The sequence below is a fragment of the Flavobacterium sp. FG19 genome, from assembly GCF_057809475.1.
In genome coordinates this window covers 89,447-114,797 of record NZ_JBMDKA010000006.1, presented here as the reverse complement: position 1 = coordinate 114,797, position 25,351 = coordinate 89,447, and the positions used below count along the sequence as shown (strand labels likewise).

Annotated in this window: 21 protein-coding genes and 1 other RNA gene; 13 read left to right on the top strand and 9 right to left on the bottom strand. The window is 35.7% G+C overall.

Annotation, left to right across the window (positions count from 1 at the left end; genetic code table 11):
- Window positions 1-423, top strand: a complete 423-nt coding sequence (locus tag ACODST_RS08185) for a protease complex subunit PrcB family protein (protein ID WP_488931628.1) — start codon at window positions 1-3, stop codon at window positions 421-423.
- A gap of 83 nt (window positions 424-506) precedes the next feature.
- Here ACODST_RS08185 and ACODST_RS08180 read toward each other — a convergent pair whose 3' ends face one another.
- Both ACODST_RS08180 and ACODST_RS08175 read right to left on the bottom strand, forming a co-directional pair.
- Entirely contained in the window at window positions 507-1,004 is a 498-nt protein-coding gene (locus tag ACODST_RS08180) for a hypothetical protein (protein WP_488931627.1), read from the bottom strand.
- A gap of 158 nt (window positions 1,005-1,162) precedes the next feature.
- Window positions 1,163-1,987 (bottom strand): UDP-2,3-diacylglucosamine diphosphatase, encoded by an 825-nt coding sequence (locus tag ACODST_RS08175; RefSeq protein WP_488931626.1) that lies wholly within the window; start codon window positions 1,985-1,987, stop codon window positions 1,163-1,165.
- A gap of 188 nt (window positions 1,988-2,175) precedes the next feature.
- Between ACODST_RS08175 and aroC the strand changes: the two genes are divergently transcribed.
- The 3 genes from aroC to ACODST_RS08160 all read left to right on the top strand — a co-directional run bounded on the left by aroC (window position 2,176) and on the right by ACODST_RS08160 (window position 6,878).
- Window positions 2,176-3,234 (top strand): chorismate synthase, encoded by a 1,059-nt coding sequence (gene aroC, locus ACODST_RS08170; RefSeq protein WP_488931625.1) that lies wholly within the window; start codon window positions 2,176-2,178, stop codon window positions 3,232-3,234.
- A gap of 52 nt (window positions 3,235-3,286) precedes the next feature.
- Entirely contained in the window at window positions 3,287-4,567 is a 1,281-nt protein-coding gene (locus ACODST_RS08165) for a dicarboxylate/amino acid:cation symporter (RefSeq protein ID WP_488931624.1), read from the top strand.
- A gap of 118 nt (window positions 4,568-4,685) precedes the next feature.
- On the top strand, window positions 4,686-6,878 hold the full coding sequence (locus ACODST_RS08160; protein ID WP_488931623.1) for a response regulator: 2,193 nt from the start codon (window positions 4,686-4,688) through the stop codon (window positions 6,876-6,878).
- Here the strand turns inward: ACODST_RS08160 and ACODST_RS08155 are convergent.
- On the bottom strand, window positions 6,875-8,122 hold the full coding sequence (locus ACODST_RS08155; RefSeq protein ID WP_488931622.1) for a DEAD/DEAH box helicase: 1,248 nt from the start codon (window positions 8,120-8,122) through the stop codon (window positions 6,875-6,877). The two genes, ACODST_RS08160 and ACODST_RS08155, sit on opposite strands and share 4 nt — an antisense overlap.
- A 124-nt stretch (window positions 8,123-8,246) precedes the next feature.
- Window positions 8,247-9,293, bottom strand: a complete 1,047-nt coding sequence (locus ACODST_RS08150; RefSeq protein ID WP_488931621.1) for a formimidoylglutamase — start codon at window positions 9,291-9,293, stop codon at window positions 8,247-8,249.
- Window positions 9,294-9,393: 100 nt separating this feature from the next.
- On the opposite strand from ACODST_RS08150, the gene ACODST_RS08145 reads away from it, so the two are divergent.
- Complete coding sequence (locus ACODST_RS08145) at window positions 9,394-10,275, top strand: hypothetical protein (protein ID WP_488931620.1); 882 nt, start codon at window positions 9,394-9,396, stop codon at window positions 10,273-10,275.
- Window positions 10,276-10,443: 168 nt separating this feature from the next.
- Here ACODST_RS08145 and hutI read toward each other — a convergent pair whose 3' ends face one another.
- Complete coding sequence (gene hutI, locus ACODST_RS08140; RefSeq protein ID WP_488931619.1) at window positions 10,444-11,682, bottom strand: imidazolonepropionase; 1,239 nt, start codon at window positions 11,680-11,682, stop codon at window positions 10,444-10,446.
- A gap of 95 nt (window positions 11,683-11,777) precedes the next feature.
- Window positions 11,778-12,830, bottom strand: coding sequence for a glutaminyl-peptide cyclotransferase (locus tag ACODST_RS08135; protein WP_488931618.1), 1,053 nt, complete (start codon window positions 12,828-12,830; stop codon window positions 11,778-11,780).
- A gap of 88 nt (window positions 12,831-12,918) precedes the next feature.
- Between ACODST_RS08135 and ffs the strand changes: the two genes are divergently transcribed.
- The 5 genes from ffs (at window position 12,919) to ACODST_RS08110 (ending at window position 15,666) form a co-directional block, all read left to right on the top strand.
- Window positions 12,919-13,016, top strand: an RNA gene (gene ffs, locus ACODST_RS08130) — signal recognition particle sRNA small type.
- 172 nt (window positions 13,017-13,188) lie between these two features.
- Entirely contained in the window at window positions 13,189-13,992 is an 804-nt protein-coding gene (locus tag ACODST_RS08125; RefSeq protein WP_488931617.1) for an SDR family oxidoreductase, read from the top strand.
- Window positions 13,993-13,996: 4 nt separating this feature from the next.
- Complete coding sequence (locus ACODST_RS08120; RefSeq protein WP_488931616.1) at window positions 13,997-14,194, top strand: hypothetical protein; 198 nt, start codon at window positions 13,997-13,999, stop codon at window positions 14,192-14,194.
- A 231-nt stretch (window positions 14,195-14,425) separates the two neighbouring features.
- Window positions 14,426-15,082, top strand: a complete 657-nt coding sequence (gene fsa / locus ACODST_RS08115) for a fructose-6-phosphate aldolase (RefSeq protein WP_456896565.1) — start codon at window positions 14,426-14,428, stop codon at window positions 15,080-15,082.
- Between the two features lie 89 nt (window positions 15,083-15,171).
- On the top strand, window positions 15,172-15,666 hold the full coding sequence (locus tag ACODST_RS08110) for a hypothetical protein (RefSeq protein WP_488931615.1): 495 nt from the start codon (window positions 15,172-15,174) through the stop codon (window positions 15,664-15,666).
- 106 nt (window positions 15,667-15,772) lie between these two features.
- Here the strand turns inward: ACODST_RS08110 and ACODST_RS08105 are convergent, their stop codons facing one another.
- From ACODST_RS08105 to ACODST_RS08095, 3 genes are all read right to left on the bottom strand, one after another.
- Window positions 15,773-17,242 carry an MFS transporter gene (locus ACODST_RS08105; protein WP_488931614.1) on the bottom strand — a complete coding sequence of 490 codons (1,470 nt, stop codon included), beginning with the start codon at window positions 17,240-17,242 and terminating at the stop codon, window positions 15,773-15,775.
- Between the two features lie 168 nt (window positions 17,243-17,410).
- Entirely contained in the window at window positions 17,411-18,112 is a 702-nt protein-coding gene (locus ACODST_RS08100) for a LytR/AlgR family response regulator transcription factor (protein WP_488931613.1), read from the bottom strand.
- Complete coding sequence (locus ACODST_RS08095; RefSeq protein ID WP_488931612.1) at window positions 18,102-19,154, bottom strand: sensor histidine kinase; 1,053 nt, start codon at window positions 19,152-19,154, stop codon at window positions 18,102-18,104. Before ACODST_RS08095 ends, ACODST_RS08100 begins: the two co-directional genes overlap by 11 nt.
- Window positions 19,155-19,426: 272 nt before the next feature.
- Between ACODST_RS08095 and ACODST_RS08090 the strand changes: the two genes are divergently transcribed.
- The 3 genes from ACODST_RS08090 (at window position 19,427) to ACODST_RS08080 (ending at window position 25,213) form a co-directional block, all read left to right on the top strand.
- On the top strand, window positions 19,427-22,615 hold the full coding sequence (locus ACODST_RS08090; protein WP_488931611.1) for a SusC/RagA family TonB-linked outer membrane protein: 3,189 nt from the start codon (window positions 19,427-19,429) through the stop codon (window positions 22,613-22,615).
- Between the two features lie 12 nt (window positions 22,616-22,627).
- Window positions 22,628-24,121, top strand: coding sequence for a SusD/RagB family nutrient-binding outer membrane lipoprotein (locus tag ACODST_RS08085; protein ID WP_488931610.1), 1,494 nt, complete (start codon window positions 22,628-22,630; stop codon window positions 24,119-24,121).
- Between the two features lie 69 nt (window positions 24,122-24,190).
- The gene (locus tag ACODST_RS08080) at window positions 24,191-25,213 is read left to right on the top strand and encodes a glycosyl hydrolase family 18 protein (protein WP_488931609.1); all 1,023 of its coding nucleotides are present in this window, start codon (window positions 24,191-24,193) and stop codon (window positions 25,211-25,213) included.
- Window positions 25,214-25,351: the final 138 nt, after the last annotated feature.

Sequence of the window (25,351 nt, the reverse complement as noted above, 5' to 3'; positions counted from 1 at the left end):
ATGAAAAAAGTAATTCCGGTTTTAGCAGTTTTTATTTTAATTTCCTGCGGTGCTAAGAAAACTACAGAATCCGCCGCTTTGTATGAGGTGTTAACAGAACAGTCCAGCGGAGGCGGAAATATAAAATTCTTTGAAATCCTTACAGAACCTAATGAAATCAAAATGCTTCAGAATGATCCGCTTTTGGCCGATAAAATGAAACATGATGATATTAACAATTCCAATTATGTTATTCTTAATATGGGTGAGAAAAACACCGGAGGTTATTCAATAGGAGTAGAGAAAGTAGAAGAAACAGATAAGAATATTATCATAACCATAAAAGAAAACAGTCCTGCTCCGGATGCTATGGTAATGCAGGTAATCAGTTATCCTTATACTGTTGTAAAAGTGCGTTCTAAAAAAGAAATTATTATTAAATAAGGCAGATTTCTGCCGGAATAAATAAAAAAAACCTGTCGCTTTTAAACGACAGGTTTCTTCTTACAATTATTTTTTATTTTTAATTAGAATCGGAATTTAACGCCTAAACCAACGTCAAATCCAAAGTTGTCATCGTCATAATAACCGGAACCAATTTCTGGTCTTGCATCTAATGACAGGGTAATAGGCACTTCTTTAAAACGGTATTCTATACCAATATCCCCGGCCGCAAAAACATACGTACCGCTGTCATTGTATCTGTAGTTATTGTTGTAATAATCATGATCCCAGGCTGCAAGTCCTCCCCCTACACCGGCATACCAGTTAAAGCCGCCGTCAATGTTCCATACCCATTGGTAAAGGGCGACCCCTTTTATAGCGTCAACATCACTGCTGTTTCTCCATCCCAGATCAAATTCAAGTCTGTTTTTCTGGTTTAATCCTAATTGGTAAGATACTTCTCCTCCAAATCCGTTATTGTCCCCCAAACGTAATCCTAAAGCGTGTTTTGAAATTTCTTGTGATTGAGCCGTAAATGCTAATCCAAAAAGCATAATGGCAGATACTATTATCTTCTTCATAAAATGGTTAATTAATTTTTGTCAAATTTAAATTTCCTTGTATAGGAAGAACGTATAACATTTTTAGAAATTGTTATATAATTCACATTTTTTTAAATTCAGACGAAAGGTTCTGCTTTTTAAAAAGCGTGTGATGGCTTTATTTTACTGGGATTTTGTTATTTTTTTAGGATGATGTTGGATAACATTTGCGAGGTAAGAATGTCTTCCATTTCAAAAAGATTTTCTTCTTCGGTAAAATTACTGTGTGTGTAAGAATATAGCTTCCAGCGCTTTTTATGGTATTCCAGTGCTGTTAAATTTTCGACCCAGTCCCCCGAATTAAGATATAAAGTAGAACCGTGTTTGTTTTCCTTAGTAAGGATTTTAGGTTCGTGTATATGACCGCAGATTACATAATCGTAATTTTTTTCAATGGCCAGATCAGTTGCTGTTGTTTCAAAATCAGAGATGAATTTTACAGCTTTTTTAACGCTGGCTTTTATTCTTTTGGAAAACGAATACGGTTCACGGCCCAGTTTTGCCAGACACCAGTTGGCAAAACGATTCATTAGAATGAGATAATCATAACCTAAACCGCCCAGCTTGGCAATCCATTTAGAATGCTGTACAGACGCATCAAAAACATCTCCGTGAAAAATCCAGGCTTTTTTATCGTCCAGTTCTAATACTAATTTATCCACCAGTGAAAAATTACCCATATTCATATCGCTGAATTTTCGAAGTATTTCATCGTGGTTTCCGGTGATATAATATACTTTGGTACCCTTTGAAGCCATACCAATAATTCTCTGAATGACCCTTAAATGTGATTTTGGGAAATAGGATTTTCTAAACTGCCAGGCATCAATAATATCACCATTGAGTACTAAGGTTTTAGGTTTGATGGTTGACAGGTAGTTGTTTAGCTCTTTAGCGTGACTTCCGTAAGTTCCCAAATGGACATCAGAAATAATGACCAGTTCGACATTTCGTTTTTTCAATTTTTCGTATTTTGAAGTTCAGCAAATAAAATAATATCCGGTCAGATTTATTTTATCAAAAGGTTACTAATTTGAAGTCAATTTTAATAAATTGTGATTTTTAAACTGTTTAATCTTTAATTAATATTACCAATTTTTAATTTTTTAATTTAATTCATAAAACTTACATTTGCTCAAAACAAATAACAATGGCAGGAAACAGCTACGGCACCCTATATAAAGTTACCACATTTGGAGAATCTCATGGTGAAGCTTTAGGCGGAATTATTGATGGTTGTCCATCAGGAATAGAACTTGATTTCGAAGCGATTGAAGTTGAAATGTCCCGAAGAAAACCAGGACAGTCAGCTATCGTAACACAAAGAAAAGAACCGGACAGCGTTCAGTTTTTATCCGGAATTTTTGAAGGTAAAACTACTGGTACGCCAATTGGTTTTATTATTCCGAATACCAATCAGAAATCAGACGATTACTCTCATATAAAAGATAATTACAGACCAAGTCATGCTGATTATGTATACGATCAGAAATACGGATTTCGTGATTATCGCGGAGGCGGAAGAAGTTCTGCACGTGAGACCGCGAGCAGGGTAGTGGCAGGGGCAATTGCCAAACAGATGCTTCCTGAAATTAAAATTCATGCTTATGTTTCTTCGGTTGGGCCAATTCACCTGGATACGCCTTACCAGGAACTGGATTTTTCTAAAATAGAAAGTAATCCGGTTCGCTGCCCGGATGAAAAGTCGGCAGCAGTTATGGAAGAATATATTCGTGATATCCGTAAGCAGGGCGATACCGTTGGAGGTGTGGTTTCCTGTGTAATTCAAAATGTTCCCGTTGGTTTAGGTGAGCCGGTTTTTGATAAACTGCACGCTGAATTAGGAAAAGCGATGCTTTCTATAAACGCCGTAAAAGGTTTTGAATACGGAAGCGGTTTTTCAGGTTCTGAAATGAAAGGAAGTGAACACAATGATTTATACAATCCGGACGGAACTACTCAATCGAACCGTTCAGGAGGAATTCAGGGCGGAATCAGCAACGGGATGGATATCTATTTCAGGGTAGCTTTTAAACCGGTTGCGACTATCATGCAGACTCAGGATTCTCTGGATAATAAAGGAAATATTACACCTATGACCGGAAAAGGACGTCATGATCCGTGCGTGGTGCCTCGTGCAGTGCCTATTGTGGAAGCAATGGCTGCGATTGTTTTGGCTGATTTTTATCTGATCAACAAAACATATTAATAAAAAGTAAGGCAGTGAGGGTCTTATATTTTAATAATTAAAAAGTAAAGTAATGTTAGTTACAGAAACGAAGAAAAAATCATTTATTACAGGATTAACAGGACAGATTTTAATTGCAATGGTTTTGGGAGCAGCTCTCGGAATTATACTGCATAACTCTATTTCACCCGAAGCGGCGCAGTCATTTAGTACTAAAATTAAAATGCTCGCTACTATTTTTATCCGATTGGTGCAGATGATTATTTCTCCTTTGGTTTTTACCACTTTAATCGTGGGAATTGCCAAATTAGGAGATATAAAAACGGTAGGAAGAATTGGAGGAAAAGCGCTGGGATGGTTTTTTACAGCTTCATTTATTTCTTTATTAATAGGGTTGTTTTATGTAAACATCCTGGAACCGGGAGTTGGGTTAAAATTAAGCCATGTTGATATGGCTTCGGCTTCAGAAGTAACAGCTAAAACACAAAACTTATCTTTTGAGAATTTTGTAGAACATATTGTTCCTAAAAGTATTATTGAAGCAATGGCGACCAATGAGATTTTGCAGATTGTAATATTCTCTATTTTCTTTGGTCTGGCCGCCGCTTCTTTAGGAAGTACGGTTAAACCAGTTATAAATGCACTTGATAAGGTGTCGCATATTGTGCTTAAAATGGTTAATTATGTAATGAACTTTGCTCCAATTGGAGTTTTTGGTGCCATTGCTGCTGTTTTTGCCATTCGTGATGCAGAAGAGCTTCTGATTACTTACTTTAAGTTTTTTGGTTCTTTTTTATTAGGGATAGGTACACTGTGGGTTGTTTTAATAGTGGTTGGTTTTATTTTTCTGAGAGGAAGAATGATTGACCTGTTAAAACGTATTGTCGGGCCTCTCGCTATTGCGTTTGGAACAACAAGCAGTGAAGCGGTTTTTCCTAAGCTGACAGAAGAACTGGAAGCTTTTGGTGTAAAAGACAGAATTGTATCCTTTATGCTGCCTCTTGGTTATTCGTTTAATCTCGACGGAAGTATGATGTACATGACTTTTGCCAGTATTTTTATTGCACAGTTTTATAACGTGCATTTAGATTTAGGGACTCAAATGGCTATGTTATTGGTTTTGATGCTGACCAGTAAAGGAATTGCCGGTGTACCAAGAGCCAGCCTTGTTGTAGTGGCGGCGACCTGTGGTATGTTTGATATTCCGGTTGAAGGTATTGCTTTAATCCTGCCAATAGATCATTTCTGTGATATGTTCAGAAGTGCTACAAACGTTTTAGGTAATGCTTTGGCAACTTCAGTAGTGGGTCAATGGGAAGGTAATAATGAAACTGATACTGTATCAGAAGCTTAAAACATTTTTTTTCGTAAGAAAAAAGAATGTGACAGAGATAAAAAAGAAAGCTGTATTTTTATAGAAAATACAGCTTTTTTTTATTTTTAAGTGTATATTTGATAAAACTAGCCGATTAATGCCCCCAAAACGGATTTTTTTACCTGTACTTCTCTTTTTGTTTCTGAATTGTTTCAGTCATCTGGCTCTAGCACAATCTGAAACACCCTCTGAAAAAAAAATCGATAAGCTTATAAAAGAAGCCTGGATTTATTACAAAGATTCTAATTTTGAAAGGTCACTCGTCACTTCCAGAGTAGCCTTAAATCAGGCAGCGGCTTTTAAAGACAATAATTTAATTGCTAAATCATACAAAGTGATTGCGGCCAATTTTAGTGAGCTGGCTGAATTTGATAAAGCTATCTTTTATTATAACAGGGCTTTGTATTATGCTAACAGAACTAATAATGATTCTATAAAATACAGTCTGCATAACAATATTGGCAATATTTATTGTTTTGAGAAGAAACAGTTTGATAAAGGAATTCATTATTATAAAAAGTCCATTGCCTATAGTTTAAAAATAAACGATATGAACCAGGTGTATTTTACAAACGTTAATATTGCCTGGGCTTATTTTGATGTTGGCAAGTTTAAGGAAGGTTATCCGTATTTGAAATTTGTTGAAAATAATACCGAAAAATACGGCGCCAAAGCTACCGAAATTATAGTGTATATGCTTAACGGGATGTATGCGAACCATATTAATGACCAGACTGCCGCAAACCGGTATTTTTTAAAAGCGATAGCGGCAGGTGAGAACAGCGATGAACAGTCTGATCTTTCGTATACGCACTTGGAATATTCCCGTTTTTTGAATAAAATAAAGAACTATGAGCAGGCGTATAAACATCTGCTTTTGTTTAATGAGATTACAGCTGAACTTTATAATCAGGAAAAGCTCAAAAAAGCTTCTCTGGCTGGTTTTAATCTGGAACTGGACGAATACAAAAGACAGATTGATAAAATTGAAAATGAAAAGTCTTCACAGTCACAGAGTCTTAAAAAATCAAGAATTATTGTTATTCTCTTTATTCTTATTTCATTTATTCTTCTTTTCCTGATAGTGACTTTAATTAAAAATATTGATTTCAGGAAAAAACACAATTTAGAGCTTGTAAAGGCGAAAGAAATTGCCGAAGAGGCCTCTCTGCTCAAAACCCAGTTTATTTCCACTATAAGCCATGAATTACGCACTCCGCTTTACGGTGTTGTAGGCATTACTAATATGCTTTTGGAGGAACATAAAGAATTATCACAAAGCCAGCATTTAAGTGCCCTGAAGTTTTCGGCCCGGTATTTATTGTCACTGGTAAATGATATTCTTCAGATAAACAAAATTGAAGAAAATAAAGTAGTTCTGGAAAGCCTCACTTTTAATATTTCGGATGAAATTACTATGATTAAAAATTCACTGGCTTTTTTATCTCAAAAGAACAATAATAAAATTAACGTAGCAATTGACCAGGCAATTCCGGAATATTTAATAGGGGACAAACTGCGTCTTGGACAGATTTTAATGAATCTGGTGAGTAATGCACTCAAATTTACCAAAGACGGAGAAGTAGATATAACTGTAAAATTAGACAGGATTGAAGGAAAAATGTATTACCTGCACTTTTTAATAAAAGACAACGGCGTGGGGATTGCAGCGGTCGATCAGAACAAGATTTTTGAAAAATTTGTACAGGTAGGTCGTAAAGATGAAGACTATCAGGGAACAGGACTGGGACTTAGTATTGTAAAACGATTGTTAGGTCTTTTTGGTAGTACAATTACTTTAGAAAGCGATCTGGGGGCAGGAACTTCATTTTCTTTTGTAATTCCTTTAGAGTATGACCCTTTAAAAACAAGAAAAATCATAGAAGATATTGAAGTGGACTTAACTTCCAGCGAAATTTACAAAATTCTGATTGTGGAAGACAATCAGATCAATCAACTGGTGACTAAAAAAATCATCGAAAAGAACAATTTTATCTGTAAAGTTGTGGATGATGGTTTTGCTGCTCTTACCATATTGGAGAAAGAAGAATTTGATCTTATTCTGATGGATATTAATATGCCTTTGATGAATGGATTTGAAGCAACAAAACGGATACGCCAGCAGGGAATAAAAACTCCGGTTGTAGCACTTACGGCATTTGATAAAGACGAAATAACGGAGGAGGCTGTTGCGTCTGGAATGAATGACATTATTGTAAAACCGTTTGAACCGGTTAAGCTCTTTAAAATTCTGAATTATCTGATAAACGAAGCTAAAAACGCTGGTTAATACCAGCGTTTTTTATTCTTTTTAGAGGTATTGGATTTTCTGGACTTGTGAGCGCCTCCGCTTCGGTTTGAATTTTTAGGTTTTTCACCAGGTTCCGGACTTCCGGCATGCCATTGATAAGGATGATCACTAATCGTTTTAACATCTACCTTTATTAATTTCTGGATATCTTTCCAGTACGGATGCTCATCTTTTCCGCAAAAAGAAATAGCGATACCTCCGTTTCCGGCACGTCCTGTACGGCCAATACGGTGTACATAAGTTTCAGGGATATTGGGTAAATCAAAATTGATAACATAAGGCAGCTGCTCAATATCAATTCCCCTTGCAGCTATGTCTGTAGCGACCAAAACACCAACTTCCTTATTTTTAAAGGCTTCCAGAACCCGTTGTCTGGCATTTTGTGACTTGTCTCCGTGAATAGCTTCTGCCGGAATCTCTTTTTTACGAAGTGCTTTTACCACATTGTCAGCACCATGTTTGGTTCTGGCAAAAACAAGCACATTTGATAAGTTTTCGTTTTTTATCAAATGGTACAGCAGATTTCTTTTTTCGGTTTTGTCTACAAAGTAAATACGCTGCTCGACATTTTCGGCTGTAGAAGAAACAGGCGATACTTCTACTTTTTCAGGATCCTGTAAAAACATTTCTGCCAGTTCAAGAATAGCAAGCGGCATCGTAGCAGAGAACAATAAGGTCTGTCTGTTCTTAGGTGTCAGTTTTACAATCTTTTTTACATCGTTTATAAAACCCATATCCAGCATTTGATCTGCTTCGTCCAGTACTAAAGTATGCAGCTGGTCGAGATTCAGGAAACCTTGTTTGTGCAGATCCAGCAATCGGCCCGGAGTTGCCACTAAAACATCAACACCATTTTTTAAAGCATCAACCTGGGGATTTTGCGAAACTCCCCCAAAAATGGTCAGCTGGGTTAAGTTGGTATATTTGGAATACGTGTCAAAACTCTGACCAATCTGAACGGCCAGTTCACGTGTTGGGGTTACAATCAGGGCACGAATCTGTTTGGCTTTTTTTGATGAACCTACAATCCGGTGAAGCTGATGAATAATAGGAATGGCAAAAGCAGCTGTTTTTCCGGTACCTGTCTGCGCACAGCCAATAAGATCCCTTCCGGCTAAAACAACCGGAATGGCTTTTTCCTGAATAGGTGTGGGGTTTAGATAGCCTTCTTCAAATACGGCTTTTTGTATACTTTTTGAAAGTGATAAATCTTCGAATAACATATCTTACGAATTAAGAATTTTAGTTTTAAGTACTAAATTCTCTGCAAAGATAGGTTTATTCAGTTAATCGTTTATTTGAATCTTTGATTATTTGGGAAATGTGTGGTTTTAGACCACCTGCTCTTCATTGTAATTTGTCCTTTTCATTATTGGCTTTTATAAAATCGGTTATCAGGTAACCAATTAGTTTTCCAATTAAGTTATTGTTTGGAGAGTCGGCCAGATCAGGTGCTCCTTCACAAATATGCAGATAAGCAGCATTTTTGTGCTGTGCAAAGAACGAAATAAACTGTCTTAATTCTTCTACAGAAAATCCGCTGATCGTCATAGCGCTGCTGGCAATGTTAGGAATCGCATCTAAATCAATCTCAATACCAAAAGCATCAGTCTTGATAAATTCCAGTGCAAGAGCCATTTCTCTTGTAAAATCTTTCTCTTTACGGATGTTAACGCTGTCATATGTATTATAGCGAACGCGGTCTTCCAGTTTTTTTATTAAATCCAGGACACTTTTGGAAGTGTAGTTTTCATGAAGGCCGAAAATAAAGTATTTTTTCAGGAAACCTTCTTCATAAGCATAAGAGAATCCGTTGCCGCTGTGGCGTCCTTCCAGAATTCTAAAATCAGAGTGGGCATCAAAATTAATAGCATTAACAGGTTTTCCTTTTGCCAGGGCAGAACCTTTAATGTTACCATAAGCATTGTTATGTCCGCCGCCAATAATAATAGGTGTTTTTCCGGCTTTAATGATCGTAAAAATAATATGAGAAACTTCTTTGTCGATTCTTTCAACCAGCTGGCTTAGCTTAGAACGGTCGTCAATGTCATTAAAATCCAGTTTTTCAACATCACGCATTTCTTCAGCTACATCAAGCTGTCCTAAAACAATAATCTGGCTGCCTTTTGAAAAACGGTTGTGCTGGATGTTTGCAATACTTTTAATCGCATTTTCCCAGGCAGAAGCAGTTCCGGGTCTGCCGTAATTAGCACGAACACCTATGTCTTCCGGTATTCCTAAAAGGACATACTTAGCCTCAGATTCTTGTAAAAATTTGATTTTGTCAGCTCCTTTCGGAATTGTAATCATTTTTTCTCCGAATTTTATTTCACCACTACGATGATTTGTGACTTTTGCCAAATCATTAACAGTAAAAGGAATCAATTTCTCCATGAAAAAAATTTATTTTCCAAAAATAATATAATTGTAACAACTTACGTTATTAACATCATATATTAATTATTAAATTTGTTATTATAGAAAATTATTAAATATGGAAAACCCAAAGAACAACAACAATTCAAGTCTAAAAGCGGTAATAGCGGTTTTAGCGGTCCTACTGATTGGTAGCTTAGTGTATATTTTTAAACTATCTTCTGATACTGATGTAGTTAAGACAGAACTTACTACTACAATGACAGAAAAAGAATCTGTTATGAAAGATTTACAGGAATTAAAAGCAACTTACGATGCTGCAATTGCTGAAAATACATCAATGTCTGACGAGTTAATTCAGGAAAGAGATAAAGTTGTCGCTTTGATGGAAGATTTGAATAAATCTAAAGGTGATGTTTCTAAGTATAAATCTCAGGTTCAGGCAATGCAGAACAAAATGAAAACTTTAGTTGCTGAGAACGACGAATTGAAAAAACAAAATGGTGTTTTAACAGTTCAGAGAGATAGTACAATAACTGTATTAGGAGAATCTAAAAAATATAACGAAGTACTTGTAGGGCAAAACGAAGAGCTTGCTAAAACAGTAGAAAGAGGTTCTAAATTGTCAATTTTAAATACTAAAACTTCTGCTTACAAATTAAGAAGTTCAGGAAAACAAATTGAAACAGACAAAGCAAGCCGTGCTGATATTTTAAAAGTAAGCTTTACTATTGCAGAAAATCAAATCGCTAAATCGGGTGACAAAACGTATTATGTTCAGGTTATCGATGCTAAAAACAATGTTTTAGGCGAGAAAAAAACAGAAAGTTTTGGAGATAATTCTTTAACATACAGCTTTAAAACCACTGTAAAATATGAGAATAAATCTGTAAATGTAACAGAAGATCTTCCAGGAAAAGATTTTGCAAAAGGAACTTATTTTATCAACGTTTTTGATAATGACGAATTGGTTTCTAAAACTAGTTTCAGCTTAAGATAATTCTGCCAAAGGTAAATACCACTTAGATATTAAAGGTCTGTGATTTTCACAGACCTTTTTTTATGGATAAATGTGAGTTTGTTTAAAACAATATGCTAAACACTACGTTTCTGTAGTTGAAACTACAGACTATGTTTGTATGATTTCTATTTTGTGAAAAAACAAAGTTTATTCCAGAATTTTTCCTTCAATAAAAACAGATTCGATTAAATTGCTTCCAAAAGCATAAGGAATCTGGTAGTAAGACGAAATAGATTTGGTTATAATTAAATTGGCTTTTTTACCTTTTGTAATACTTCCGTGGGTTTCAGAAAGTCCCATAGCATAAGCGCCATTTAGGGTTGCTGCATTTATGGCTTCTTCCGGGGTCATTTTCATTTTGATACAGGCCGCTGCTACTACAAAATTCATGTTTCCGGATGGGGTAGAGCCGGGATTAAAATCGGTAGCTAGTGCTAATGGTAATCCGGCTTTTATCATTTCTCTTGCCGGAGTGTATGGAATACTTAAGAAATAAGAACATGATGGCAATGCGACAGGCATGGTTTCAGTATTTTTTAAAGCTTCAATATCTTCCGGATTCATTATTTCAAGATGATCTACGGAAAGTGCATTAAATTTAACTCCTGACTGAATTCCTCCTATAGAATTAAACTGATTAACGTGAATTTTAGGTTTTAAACCGAATTCAATTCCGGCCTGCATAATTTTTTCTGTTTCTTCGACAGAGAAATAACCGCTTTCGCAGAAAACATCTACATAATCGGCCAGTTTATTTTGGGCAATTTCGGGAAGCATTTTGTTAATGATTTCATCAATGTAGCCAGTTTTGTTTTCTTTATAATGAGTCGGAAAAGCATGAGCACCTAAAAAAGTCGCTTTTATTGCCACCGGATAATTCCCGGAAAGCTTTTTAATAACACGCAGCATTTTTAATTCACCTTCAGTAGTTAGTCCGTAACCTGATTTAATTTCTACCGCACCGGTTCCTAAATGCATGACTTCTTCTAAGCGGACTTTTGATTGTTTGTAGAGTTCTTCCTCAGAAGTTTCATTTAATTTTTTAGCTGAGTTAAGAATTCCGCCGCCGCGACTGGCGATTTCTTCGTACGTTAAACCATTAATGCGGTCAACAAATTCCTGTTCGCGATTTCCGGCATATACAATGTGAGTATGGCTGTCGCACCAGGCAGGAAGAACAACTTTTCCAGCTGCGTCAATAATTTTGTCCGCTTTAATTTCGGGAAGGGTTTCCATCGAACCAAAATCAGCAATTAGATTATTTTCTAAAACTAAAAAAGCATTTTTGATTGTCGGAAGTTCAGCCATTTCTGCTCCGGAGACTTTAGCAACTGAAGTTTCGCGGACTTGAAGTAATTCTTGTATGTTTTTGATTAAAGTGATCATTAGAAAGGATTGTTATAAAACACAAATTTCACAAATTATCACGAACTAATCCGTGTAATCTGTGAAATTTGTGTTTTTAAATTATTGTTTTTTATTTATTCAGAAACCGTAATTTCGAACATTTTGCTCCAGTTTTTACCAGTTACAAAAATGGTTTTAGTTTTAGGATTGTACGCAATACCGTTTAAAACATCATCTTTGGTAATGTCGGTCATTTCTTTGCGTAAACCTGATAAATCTAAAATTCCTTCAACAGCTCCTGATTCCGGATTTACAACCGCAATGGCATCTTTAAACCATACATTAGCATAAATTTTTCCATTTATCCATTCAATTTCATTAACTGCTTTAATTTTTGACTCTCCCGAATAAACGTTGACATAATCAATCATTTTCTGAGTAGAAGGATCAACTTTCCAGATTTTTTCAGTTCCATCAGTTTGATAAATGTACTTCCCGTCATTTGTCATTCCCCAGCCTTCGATATCTTTTTCATAATCAAAAGTTTTTTCCAGCTTTAGAGTTTTTGCATTGTAGATAAAGCCTTTTTTATTCTTGTATGTTAACTGGAATAATTTATCATTTATAAATGTTATGCCTTCTCCAAAATATTGCTGGTCAAGATCAATTTGTTTGAAAACTTTTCCAGTTTTATAATCGTACTTTTTTATAAAGGAAGCTCCTTCTTGTCCTGTGCTTTCATATAATGTGTCTTTGTAAAATTCCAATCCTTCTGTAAAAGCTTTTTTATCATGAGCAAAAGTGTTAATGATTTTATATTTTAAAGCTTTTGGCTGAACATCAGAAACAACTTCAATTCTTTTGGTAGCATCAGAAGAATCTCCGCCAAAATAAACAACAGCTTTTAGATATTGATACCCTAATTTTTGATCTATTAATTCAAATCTAAATTCTTGTTTACCTTTTGTGCCCCCAACTCTTTGGTCGTTTATAAAGTAAGCAACGCTGTCGATTTCTTTCGAATTTGGGTTTAAAATTCCAATTGTAAGCGCTTCTTTTGGCGTAAAATGTGCCGGAAATGCAGAATCATCGATTGTAAACAAAGAATTTTCACCTTTATTTTTATCTCCACATCCAATTAATGTGATTCCTAATAAAATGACAGCTAGGAAGTTATATTTTTTCATAGTTTAAAATTTGAATAAGCCAATATACGACGATATTTTTATAGTGACAAAGCCCTTGCAAAAATATAAAAAGGTTGTATATTTGCACCGGCAAGTCCTACACGACCAGCTCCTGCAGACTCCCCCAGGATGGGAACATAGCAAGGGTACGCGGTTGAGCGGTGCGATGTAGGTCGCTTGCCATTTTTTATTTTTTAGAATTTATATAAAAGCAGTCTTCCTTCGGGAGGATTTTTTTATTTTTGGACCTTTCGAAGTTGGATATCATTGGCAGGAAGTTAAAAGTGGAGCACTTTATAAATAACTTAAAAGAAGACCAGTTTCCAAAACTCAGAACTCTTAACCTATAACTATAAAAATGAGTAAAGTCGTTTTAATTACCGGAGGATCCTCAGGGATTGGAAAATCAATTGGTGAATTTTTACATGCAAAAGGTTTCGTTGTATACGGCACAAGCAGAAATCCGGAGAGAATATCAGATTCAGTTTTTCCTTTGGTAGCGCTGGATGTTCGCAATGGTGATTCAATTAAATCAGCAATTGCCCATGTTATTGAAACTTCGGGCCGTCTCGATATTGTGATTAATAATGCCGGAGTCGGAATTACGGGGCCGCTGGAAGAAATTCCAACGGAGGAAATCAAAAATAATTTCGAAACCAATTTTTTTGGTCCTGTTGAAGTTATGAAGGCGGTTTTGCCGCAAATGCGGGAGCAAAAATCAGGTTTAATTATTAATGTTACTTCGATTGCCGCTTATATGGGGCTGCCTTACAGAAGTGTGTATTCGGCGTCAAAAGGAGCTTTAGAATTAATTACTGAGGCTTTAAGAATGGAAGTGAAACAATTCGGGATCCAGATTACAAACGTGGCTCCGGGCGATTTTGCTACCAATATTGCATCAGGACGTTATCATGCGCCGGTTGTAAAAGGTTCTGCTTATGAAAAAGTATATGGAGATACGCTGGCAGCGATGAATGAACATGTAGATGCCGGCAGTAATCCGAATGAAATGGCTGAAGCCGTTTTTAAAATTATCCAGACAGGAAATCCTAAAATACATTATAAAGTAGGGGTATTTATGCAGAAGTTTTCAATTGTTTTGAAAAGGGCACTGCCGGATAAAGTATATGAAAAAATGCTTATGAATCATTATAAACTGTAGTAGTATGGATCAGATAAAAGAATTTTTGCCGGTTATTTTTAGTGTTTTATTTTTAGGAGTTATTTGGTTTATTATACGAAGAGTCTTTAGTTCTATAAGCGACAAGATTAATAATTCTGAAGCCTATAAAGAAGATACTTTGAGGGTTCTTGAAGAAATCAGAGATGAATTGAAGGAATTGAATAGAAATAATTCTAAATAATTTTAAAGATGCAAATGCTGTAGGTTTATACTTGTAATTTTACTTAGTAGTTTAAAAAATGTAAAAAATACACTTATTTTTAACATATAATTTTAAAATGGTTTTAATTTTAAAAACGTTATTGATATTGATTTTGTAATTTTGCAGCTAGATTTCTTTAAATACTTTATTTGAAGTAAAATTTACAAAAGTATAAATACGAACAAACCATTTTTAATTAAACAGATAATTATGAAATTTTTTATAGACACAGCTAATTTAGCTCAAATTAAAGAAGCACAGGCTTTAGGTGTTTTGGATGGTGTAACCACTAACCCGTCATTAATGGCGAAAGAGGGGATTACAGGAAAAAATAACATTTTAAAGCATTACGTAGATATCTGCAATCTGGTAGAAGGTGACGTAAGTGCTGAAGTAAACGCTCTTGATTTTGACGGAATGGTTAAAGAAGGTGAAGAGCTGGCTGAATTGCATGAGCAGATTGTTGTAAAACTGCCTATGACCAAAGAAGGGGTTATGGCTGCTAAATATTTTTCGGATAAAGGAATTAAAACGAATGTAACACTTGTTTTTTCTGTAGGTCAGGCTATTTTAGCTGCTAAAGCGGGAGCTACTTATGTTTCTCCTTTTGTAGGACGTTTAGATGATGTTTCTACAGACGGTTTAAATCTGATTCAGGAAATTAGAGAAGTTTACGATAACTATGGTTACGAAACTCAGATTTTAGCGGCTTCTGTACGTCATACTATGCATATTGTAAACTGTGCTAAAATTGGTGCAGATGTTATGACAGGACCACTTTCTGCAATTTACGGATTGTTGAAACATCCTTTAACTGATATTGGTCTAGCTCAGTTTGTAGCGGACTTTGAAAAAGGAAACAAGTAATACTTAAGTACTTATAAAATTTAAATCGCCTTTTCCTGTCGGGGAAAGGCGATTTTTTTTACTTTTATACTGATGTTAAAATGTTGGTTATGAGAGTGGTAATTTTAATTTTGTGTTTTTTAGCAGCTGTTTTTTCGGGTAATGCACAGGCTGAAATTTTGAAAAGTGTTAATGATGCGGGTGATGTGGCCACATTTGAACTCGATTGTACAATTCAGTTTCAAAGTCTGGCAAAAGGACTTCGTTACAATATAACCCGTCATGAATTTAAAGGGCCGGAAATGAAAAACAGCTACAGGCTTCTTTTGGTTATGGATGGTTTTTATTCAAAGACTTTAAATAAAGAAATGACAATATCGGCCGTTTTAAGTGACGGAACTGTTTTGGAAGCCAGAAAAATTATTGAAGATGACGGTTTTTTTGATGGTGCCTGTACTTTGAAAATTAAAGATCCCAAAGTGCTGTTAGAAGCGAATATAGATAAAGTTATTGTGCATGCTGATAAAGATGTTGTCTATTCGATTTCAGAGCAGAATAAAGCAGTTTTTAAAAAGAACCTGAGTAATATTATTAATGCTAAGTAGAGTGGGAGTGGTAAAGCTATAAAGGTTTTGTTCTGTAAATAAAAAAAATCCAAATTCCAATTAAATCGGAATTTGGATTTTTTTATATATTGAAAATTTAAAATTTTTAGTGTCCGCCGCCTTCGCTTTCAACATGGCTGATGCCTTGTCTTTTTAGGATTTTAGGACAGTAGAAACCGTAGAATCCTAAATAAGCAAAACCAAGAAGCGGTATGATATAAGAGAAGTGTGTCCATGAAATTCCAAAGATACCATCAGGTTTTGTAAGGTCAAGATCACAGATACTTCCCTGAACCAAAGGAATAACACCACCACCAAGAATCATCATGATTAGGAAAGAAGAGGCTTTTCCTGTGTTTTTTCCTAAACCGGCGATTGCTAAATCGAAGATAGAAGGCCACATGATAGATAAGAATAATCCTCCGGAAATAAAGAAGAATTTAGCAATTGACGGATCCGGCCATACTAAACCGGCAATCATCATGGTAATTCCCGAAAGACCAAAAAGCATTAATGTTTTTCCGGCATTTTTTCCTCCAACAAAACTTACTCCGATAAATACTAAAATCCAGATTGGATAAATATAGAAAGAAGAAACATCGTGTGCAGCAAAAACGTTAGCTCCAATGATTACTCCAAAGGCAATAGCCGGAACAATGAATTTTAAAGCAGTATTTACTAATTTTGAAGTGTCAAAAACGTTTACACCACCATTCCAGCGGCCAATCATTAAACTTCCCCAGTAAAGGGCAATAAATGGTGCAACAGCATCTTCAAGGATGTTTCCAAATTCGTGTGTATGCAATAAAGCGGGTAAGTTACTAATAATGGTTACCTCAGTACCTACATAAATAAAAATCCCAAGCATTCCTAAATATAGTTGTGGATAATCCAGGATGTTGAATTTATTGTGACCGTCTTTGATAACGGCTTCTTCTTGTTTTTCAGGATCTTCAATTTTAGAGAAGTTCATGAAAATAGCTACTGCGATAAACGCAAGGCCAAGAATAATAAAAGGTAATTTGATATCTTCTAATGAAAGAGCTGTTTTTTTGTTGTCGCCCATTCCAAATAAAGCAATACCTAAAAGGATAGCTCCAATTGTAGTTCCGAATGAATTAATACCTCCTGCTAATGTTAAACGGTGTGCCCCTGTGGAAGGACTTCCCATTTTAATAGCTAAAGGGTTGGCTACAATCTGTTGAATTGAGAAACCTAAACCTACAGTAAACAAAGCAGTTAAAAAGAAAGGGAAACTTTCCATTGTCGCAGCCGGAACGAATAAAAAGGACCCGACAGCCGAAAGTACTAAACCGGCTGAAAGTGTTTTTTTGTATCCGAATTTTTGCAGTACATCGAGCTTTAAAGAAACTAAAAAGAATATGATGGAACCTACAAAATAAGCAGCGTAAAATGCCCAGGCTACCAGTTGTGACTGTACTTGTGACAAAGTAAATACTTTTTTGAATACTGGAATCAGGATGTCATTGGCAGATCCAACAAAACCCCAAAAGAAGAAGACGATTATCAATGAGATAAACTGTCCCCATTTGGTTTGAACATTTTCTGAACTCATAATTGTAATTAGGTTAATTTTTTAATAAACTGTTTTTTGAAGACCGTAAATATATTTGTTACAAGAGTCAAAAAAAAATTATTGCCTGAAAATAATGTTAAATTTAAACCAACAGCATTATTTATTCAACAATGTGTTAATTTATATAGAGTTAGAAATGTTAAAGTTTTATTCCAGAATTCGGTTTTTTACGTCTTTGCTGTAATTTCTTCCAATTGGAATGGTATAAGACTGGATCTGGATGCGGTTTCCTTCAATAGATTTGACCTTATTCAGGGCAATGACATAAGATTTATGGATGCGCAGGAAACGATCTGCAGGTAATTCTTCAGATAATGAAGTTAATGATTTGTGTGTAATGTAGGTTTTATCAGGTGTTACGACTTTTATATATTCTTTCATCCCTTCGATAAAAAGGATTTCTTCAATATTAATTTTCATCATTTTTTTATCTACTTTGATAAAAATATGAGAGTCCCCTTTTGTGACATCAATTTTGATATTGTTTTTTAAATTGAATTCGGTCGTGATTTTATTGATGCATTTTATAAAGCGGGGAAGCGGAATAGGTTTTACCAGATAATCCAGGACATCAAGATCATAACTTTCGGCTGCAAATTCCCTGAAAGCGGTAGTGATAATAACTTTGGTTTTGTTTTCAATGAGACTGATTAGCTCAAAACCGGTCATCATAGGCATATTGATATCCAGAAAAACGGCATCTACAGAGGTACTGTTTATAAAGTCCAGAGCTTCCAGAGAATTGTTGAATGTGCCGATAACCTCAAAATCTGTAAAATTGTTAAAGTAATTTTGCAGCACTTTGATTGCTAAAGGTTCATCATCAATCAATACACATTTAATTTTCATTTTGGATAGGTATTTGCAAACGAATTATATAATAATTCAGTTTTATCTTGTGTTTTAAACTGAAATTGTTTTTGTAAATTAACTTTAGTCTTTTTTTTGTGTTGACTAAACCAATGCCTCCTTTAGACTTAACATTTTGTGAAATTACAAAATTATTTAAGATTTCAAAGTCTAACATTTTATTGTCGATAACTTTACAATTGATTTTGATTTTAAAGTTATTATTGTTTACACCGCCGTGTTTAAAAGCATTTTCTACTAAAGAAATGAAAATCAGAGGCGGCACCACTACATCTTCTATATCTGATTCTAAATTGATAGTGACTTCTACATTGTTAAAACGGAGTTTTTCAATTTCGATATAATTCTGAATATAATCAATTTCTTTGATCAGCGGAACAAACTTGGTTCCTTTAACATCGTACAATACATACTCCATGAGGTTAGAAAGTTTGATGATCACATCCGGTACTTTATCTGAAGATTCTAAAGATAAAGCGTACAGGTTATTTAAGGTATTGAAAAAGAAGTGCGGCTGAATCTGGTTTTCGAGATATTTGAGTTTGATCTTAAACTGGTTTTCCCGGAGTGATCTGTTTCTTTCCCTCTCGCGAAGCCAGGTTAAGGTAAGGTAAACTGAAGATGCCATAGCCAGAACATACAATTCTCCAATACATACAGCTACTATATGGTTTATTTCGAAAGGATGATATTCTCTGTTGGCTTCCGGCCAGATGTTTTCGGATACTATATAATAGGTAAGAGCTGTTTTTAATAAATAGATTCCAAAAAGACTTAGCAGTAATGCCAGGGTATACGTAATATATTTTTGTTTAAGTACGTATTTAGGCACTAAAACAAAAAGATTAAAATACACCAGCGGTATATGAAGTGAGAATTCAATTAAATTGGATTTAAAAGAATAAGGGTAATCATTAAAGTAGGCTCCCCATCGTAAAAAGTTGAGAGTGAAATAAGAACCCCAGAACCAAATATGATTCTGCAGTTTTATATCAAATTTTAATTTTCGGATTTCGTTCAACTTTTCTTTAACGTTTTGTTATTAATTGTACAGGTGGGGTAATCATTCTGCAACTTTACACAATTACGGGCTAAAACGCAATTCTTTTGAATAAAAAATTATAAAAAAACAGTATTAACACTTTATTTAATTAGGATAACGATTTCGTAAAACATAATGTTGAATGTTTTATGTCGTTTGTTTAAAAATTCGAACCGTTTGTATAAAATATTTTTTTTAACAGTCCCTTAACAATAATTTTATCAGCATAACTAATCAAAACCATGATAAAAATGAAACAAATTATGTTAGTCCTTATGATGGTTTTTACTGCACAGGTAACACTGGCACAAGTAAAAACGGTCAAAGGTTTGGTAAGCGATCAAAACGGATTGCCTCTGCCAGGGGTAAGTATCCTAGTTCAGGGTACAAAAACGGCAAGTCAGACAGATTTTGACGGAAAGTATACGATTCAGGCATCAGCAGGAGATGTTCTGGTATTTTCGTATATAGGATTTACAACTAAAACGGTAACAGTAGGAACTTCACCAACAGTAGATGCGGTGTTAGCTCAGAACACCCAAAATCTGAATGAGGTTGTTGTTACGGCGTTAGGGATTAAAAGACAAAAGAAAGAATTGGGGTATGCAGTTCAGGATGTTAAAGGTGAGCAGCTGAACAAAGTAATTACAACCAATGTAGCGACAGCACTTTCAGGAAAAGTAGCCGGTGTCGATGTTTCGATTCCGTCTACCGGTGTTGCGGGATCAACAAGAGTAATTATTAGAGGTATTTCGAGTATTGGTGAAAACAACCAGCCTCTTTATATTGTTGATGGTGTGCCTATTGACAATACAGGATTGTCTAATGATGCTGCTGCCACCAGTAAATGGTTCGACGGAAGGGATAACGGAGATGGTATTTCCAGTATTAACCCAAACAACATTGAAAGTTTGACTGTACTAAAAGGTGCTGCAGCAGCCGCTTTATACGGATCGAGAGCTTTGAACGGTGTAATTTTGATTACAACCAAAAAAGGAAGTAAAGGAAAGCTGAAAGTGGAGTTAACAAGCGGCGTAAGTTTTGACAGAGTAGATGCTAAATATTCGGACTATCAGACTGAATACGGATCCGGAACAAACGGAACCCTGCCTGACCCTGCCAAAGCACCTTCTGAAATTTACAGCTATACTACGAGTGCCTGGGGACCTAAATTTTCTGAAAGTGTAGGACAGGAAGTGAAAATTTTTGATGGTTCAATGAAACCGTATAAAAAAGTAGATAATAATATCCAGGATTTCTTCAGAACCGGATTTACTACTACAAACGGAATCTCATTATCTGCAGGAAGTGATAATGCTTTTGTACGTTTTTCATACAATAATTTAAATAATGATGATGTGGTGCCGGGATCTGGTTTAGAAAGAAATGATGCCAGTTTAAACGCTACGATAAAATCTGAGAAATTTACTCTTGATGCTAATGCCAGCTATACCATTGAAAATGCAGAAAACAGACCGGGATTAGGAGATTCTCCAAACAACGTTGGATATTCATTAAGCGGTCTGGCACCTAATATTGACCAGGCATGGCTAAAGAATTATAAAAACGAGGAAACAGGGCAGATTTATCCATGGAACAACAATGTGTACCAGCTTAATCCTTATTTTACAGTAAATGACAACCATAACTTTTCTAAGAAAAACCGTTTTATAGGAAACGTTACCGGAACCTATCAGTTAGAGAAATGGCTGGGATTAACTTTCAGAACAGGTCTTGATACCTATACTTTTAACGCTACTGATTTTATGGCAGCAGGGAGTACCTGGCCGGGAAGAGACGAAGGATACATTGGTCTGGACAATATCAATGTTTCAGAAATGAATACGGATATTATTGCTACCCTGAGCGGAATAAAATTGGCTGAAAACTTTACTTTTTCAGGAATCTTAGGAACAGGACGCAGAGATTTTAAAAGAGATCAAAACTCAAGATTCGGAACAAAAATTATTGAACCGGGTACAGAATACATTAGTAATTTTGTGAATCAGACCGAAAATGCTCCGGTAGTAACCAAAACAAGAACCAATTCTGTTTACGGTTCTGCCAAGTTTGATTACAAGAACTATTTATATGCGGAGTTTACAGGAAGAAATGACTGGTTCAGCGTAATCAATAAAGATGCTTTTTATCCGGCGGCTTCGTTAGGTTTTATCTTCTCAGATGCATTTAATTTACAGGGAGATACTTTTAATTACGGTAAATTTAGAGCTTCGTGGGCAAAAGTTTCAAATGCTCCCGGCGCTTACAAAAACGCACTTAACTATACTACTTTTTCATCATATGACGGACAAAGTGTTGTTAACATCAAAAATAGTGCAGCGCCAAATGCTAATTTAACATATCAGTCTAAAAGAGGAATTGAGTTTGGTTTTGAAACCGGATTCTTCAAAAACAGATTACGTGCAGACATTACGGTATACCGTGAGGATACTTCAGATCAGACCCTTGATTTAGCTTCCTCTGCAACATCGGGATATGAGTTTCTTTCTGTAAATGCCGGAAAATTACGAAATGAAGGTATTGAGATTTTCTTATCGGGAACACCAATAAAAACCAATAGTTTTGAATGGGGAATTGATTTGAACTTCTCGAAAAATAAAAACTCAATTATAGCATTACATCCTAATATTAATACGTATGCTATTTCTGAAGCCCGCTGGGCCGGAGCAGCTATTGTAGCTCAGGTAGGCGGAGAGTACGGAACTATTATCGGACGTGATTTCTTAAGAAATGAAGCAGGAGAGAAAATTATAGGAGCCAACGGACTTCCTTTATTTACAGATGAAAAAGTAGCTTTAGGAAAAGGTCTTCCTGACTGGGCGGCAGGTTTAACAAACCGCTTTACTTATAAAGGAATTACACTTCAGTTCTTACTGGATATGAAATTTGGAATGGATGTATATTCTATGACCAACTCGGTAGCTGCACAAAAAGGACTTCTTGATATTACCACTGAAGGAAGAGATGCTTACAACCATGCAAGAGCAGATGCAATGGCAAATGATCCTGCTTTTGATCCTTCAACCTGGGTTCCTACAGCAGGTTATATCGCAGAAGGAGTTGTAAACACAGGAACAGCGGCAAATCCGGTATATGAAAAAAATACCACACCGGTTAATCCGCAGAATTACTGGAATACTGTATTCAGCAATACTCCGGCACCATTTATCTACGATGCTTCTTATGTGAAATTAAGAGAGGTAAGTTTAGGTTATAATATCCCGGAAAGCGTTTTTAGCGGAGCAAAAATCAATTCAATTTATGTTTCGGTATTTGCAAGGAATTTATTGACTTTCAATAAAGATTTACCAAACGTTGATCCGGAATCTATGTATACTTCCGGAAATGGACAAGGTTTCGAATATGGCTCGCTGCCATTTAGACAATCGTATGGTTTTAATATTAAAGTGGCATTCTAAAAAAAAGAAATTATGAAATTTAAGAAAATATTACTAGCCATCGTCATAATGTTTGCGGCAGCTGGCTGTACCGAAAATTTTGACGAACTGGAAAAAGATCCGGTTGCGTTGTCTGCTAATCCGGCAGGGCAGTTAACCTTTACACAATTGTGTATGTCGGGAGACGGATTTTATCAATGGAGAGCCAATCTTATTTACTCAGGAGGTTTTGTACAGCATTATGCAGGTTCCTGGGCGGTTACTGAATATGGAAACAAATTCAAAAAAGATGACGGTTATGCGACTGCTCTTTGGAGAAATGTATATGCCAACGAATTAAAAAACGTGGTGGATATTCTGGATAAAACCAGCGGAGACCCTGCAGCGGTGAATATGAATGCAGTGGCTAAAATTATGAAAGTAATGGTAGCACAGCGTTTAACCGATTTGTATGGAGATGTACCGTATTCTGAAGCCGGTTTAGGATTTTCAAAAGGAATTGTAACGCCTAAATACGATAAACAGGAAGATATTTACACCGCTTTCTTTAGCGAATTAGACGAAGCTTACAATCAGTTAAATACAAACGGAGGTTCGGTAAAAGGAGATTTATTCTATGGTGGCGATATTTCCAAATGGAAAAAACTGGCTAATACCATGAGACTGCGCCTTGGGATGAGACTTTCTGAAGTAAAACCTGCCGAAGCTGAAAAACAGGTAAAAGCAGCTTTTCAAAATGGTGTTTTTGAGAGCAATGCTGATAACTGTATCATGAAACATTTAGATGCGACATTTAATGATAATCCGGCTTCTCTGGATTTTAGAGGAAACGGTTTGTCCTATGCTTTTGTTGGAAATGAGCATGGTGATCATTTCAGTTCGCTTTTAATTGATTATTTGAAAAATAACGATGATCCGAGACTAACTATGCTGGCGACTCCAACCAAGGTAGGACCAGTGATGTATGCAGGAGTTCGTCCTGGTACTTTTAGATGGGATATTCCGGGAGGAGGTTCTGATGCTGCGTCAGGAATTCAGCCTTATTACAAACTAAAAACAACTCCTTACCTGCACGTTAGTTATTCAGAAGCACAGTTATTATTGGCAGAGGCAGCGTACAGAGGGTGGATTTCAGGTTCAGCAGCAGCTTATTACAAAAAAGGTGTTGAGGCCGGTATCAAACAATTGGAAATTTACGGAGCTCCTGCAGCAAGTCAGTCCAGTATAGATACCTATACAAATGCCCATCCACTAGCAGCCGGAACTGAAAAAGAGCAGATTGGAACCCAGATTTGGATCACATATATCTTTAACAGTATAGAAGCCTATTCGAACTGGAGAAGAACAGGATACCCTGTATTGCTTCCAATTACAAACCCGGATTCTGAAACAAACGGAGTTACGCCAAAACGTTTATACTATCCGAATGATGAAATGCAGAAAAATGAGAAAAATTATCTGGAAGCTTTATCAAGAATGGGAGGAACAAATGACTGGTTAAATAAAGTTTGGTGGGATGCCAACTAAATAAAATCCTAAAAATATAAGTTATGCCTAATAAGGTCATATTTTCATTCTAATTAAATCAAAAAAATTATGATAAAAAATAAAGCCTTATTAGGCATCCTTTTTTATATAAGTTCTCTTTTCTCAGTTTACAGCTGTACCAATGAAAAAGAAAAGGACAACGATGAATCCAAAACGAAAACCGCAAGAGTAGTCGGGTATTTGTCAACAGACAGTTTCAGTAAAATTACGTCTATTCAGTTTTGCAAATTAACCCATCTGAATATTGCCTTTGCCAATCCGGATAAAAATGGGAACTTGGTTTTTGAAGGAGATATTGATGCCGTAGTAAAATATGCAAAATCAGTAAATCCAAAACTGTTAGTCAGCATTTCGCTGGCGGGCGGAGTGATTTCGGCAGAACAGGCTGCAAACTGGTCAATGCTTATTGATAAACCAGAAAACCGGCCGGCCCTGATAGCCAATATCCTAAAATTTGTAAAAGATCATAATTTAGATGGTGTCGACGTTGATCTTGAGTGGGATGCGGTGACTTCCGGTTATAGTGGTTTTGTTACCGAGTTAAAAAAAAGCACAACGACAGCCAATAAACTTTTAACAGCAGCACTGCCCAATAATACACGATTTGTGCATATAAATTCAGAAGCTTTAAATGCTTTCGATTTTATAAATATAATGGCGTATGACAGTACCGGGCCATGGAGCCCAAATAAAATAGAACAGCACAGCTCTTTTGAATTTGCAAAGGAAGGTGTTGAATTTTGGAAAAAACAAAATCTGTCAGCTGAAAAACTCACTCTTGGAGTGCCGTTTTACGGTTATAATTTTACGTATGCCGAAGTAACCAGTTCTACATTTGGTCAGATTGTCGAGGCGGGAACCCAATTTGCCGATCAGGACGAAGTTGGAAAAATATATTATAATGGCCGGACTACTATTACAAGAAAGGTCGAATATGCTTCAGAAAATACCGGAGGCATTATGATTTGGGAACTGGCACAGGATTCTTTTGGAGAATATTCCTTACTGGAGGTTATTCACAAAAAATACACTTCGTTAAAGTTCAAAACTACCAGTTTATGCGGAAATTAGTCTGAACTGCAGTTGTTCTTACAAAACCTTAGTATTAATACGTATTTGGCTTCATTTGTTGCTTTTGGCAGAAATGAAGCTTTTTTTATTATACTAAAAATCAATAGGCTGAGTGTTGTTGATTTTGAAATATTTTTA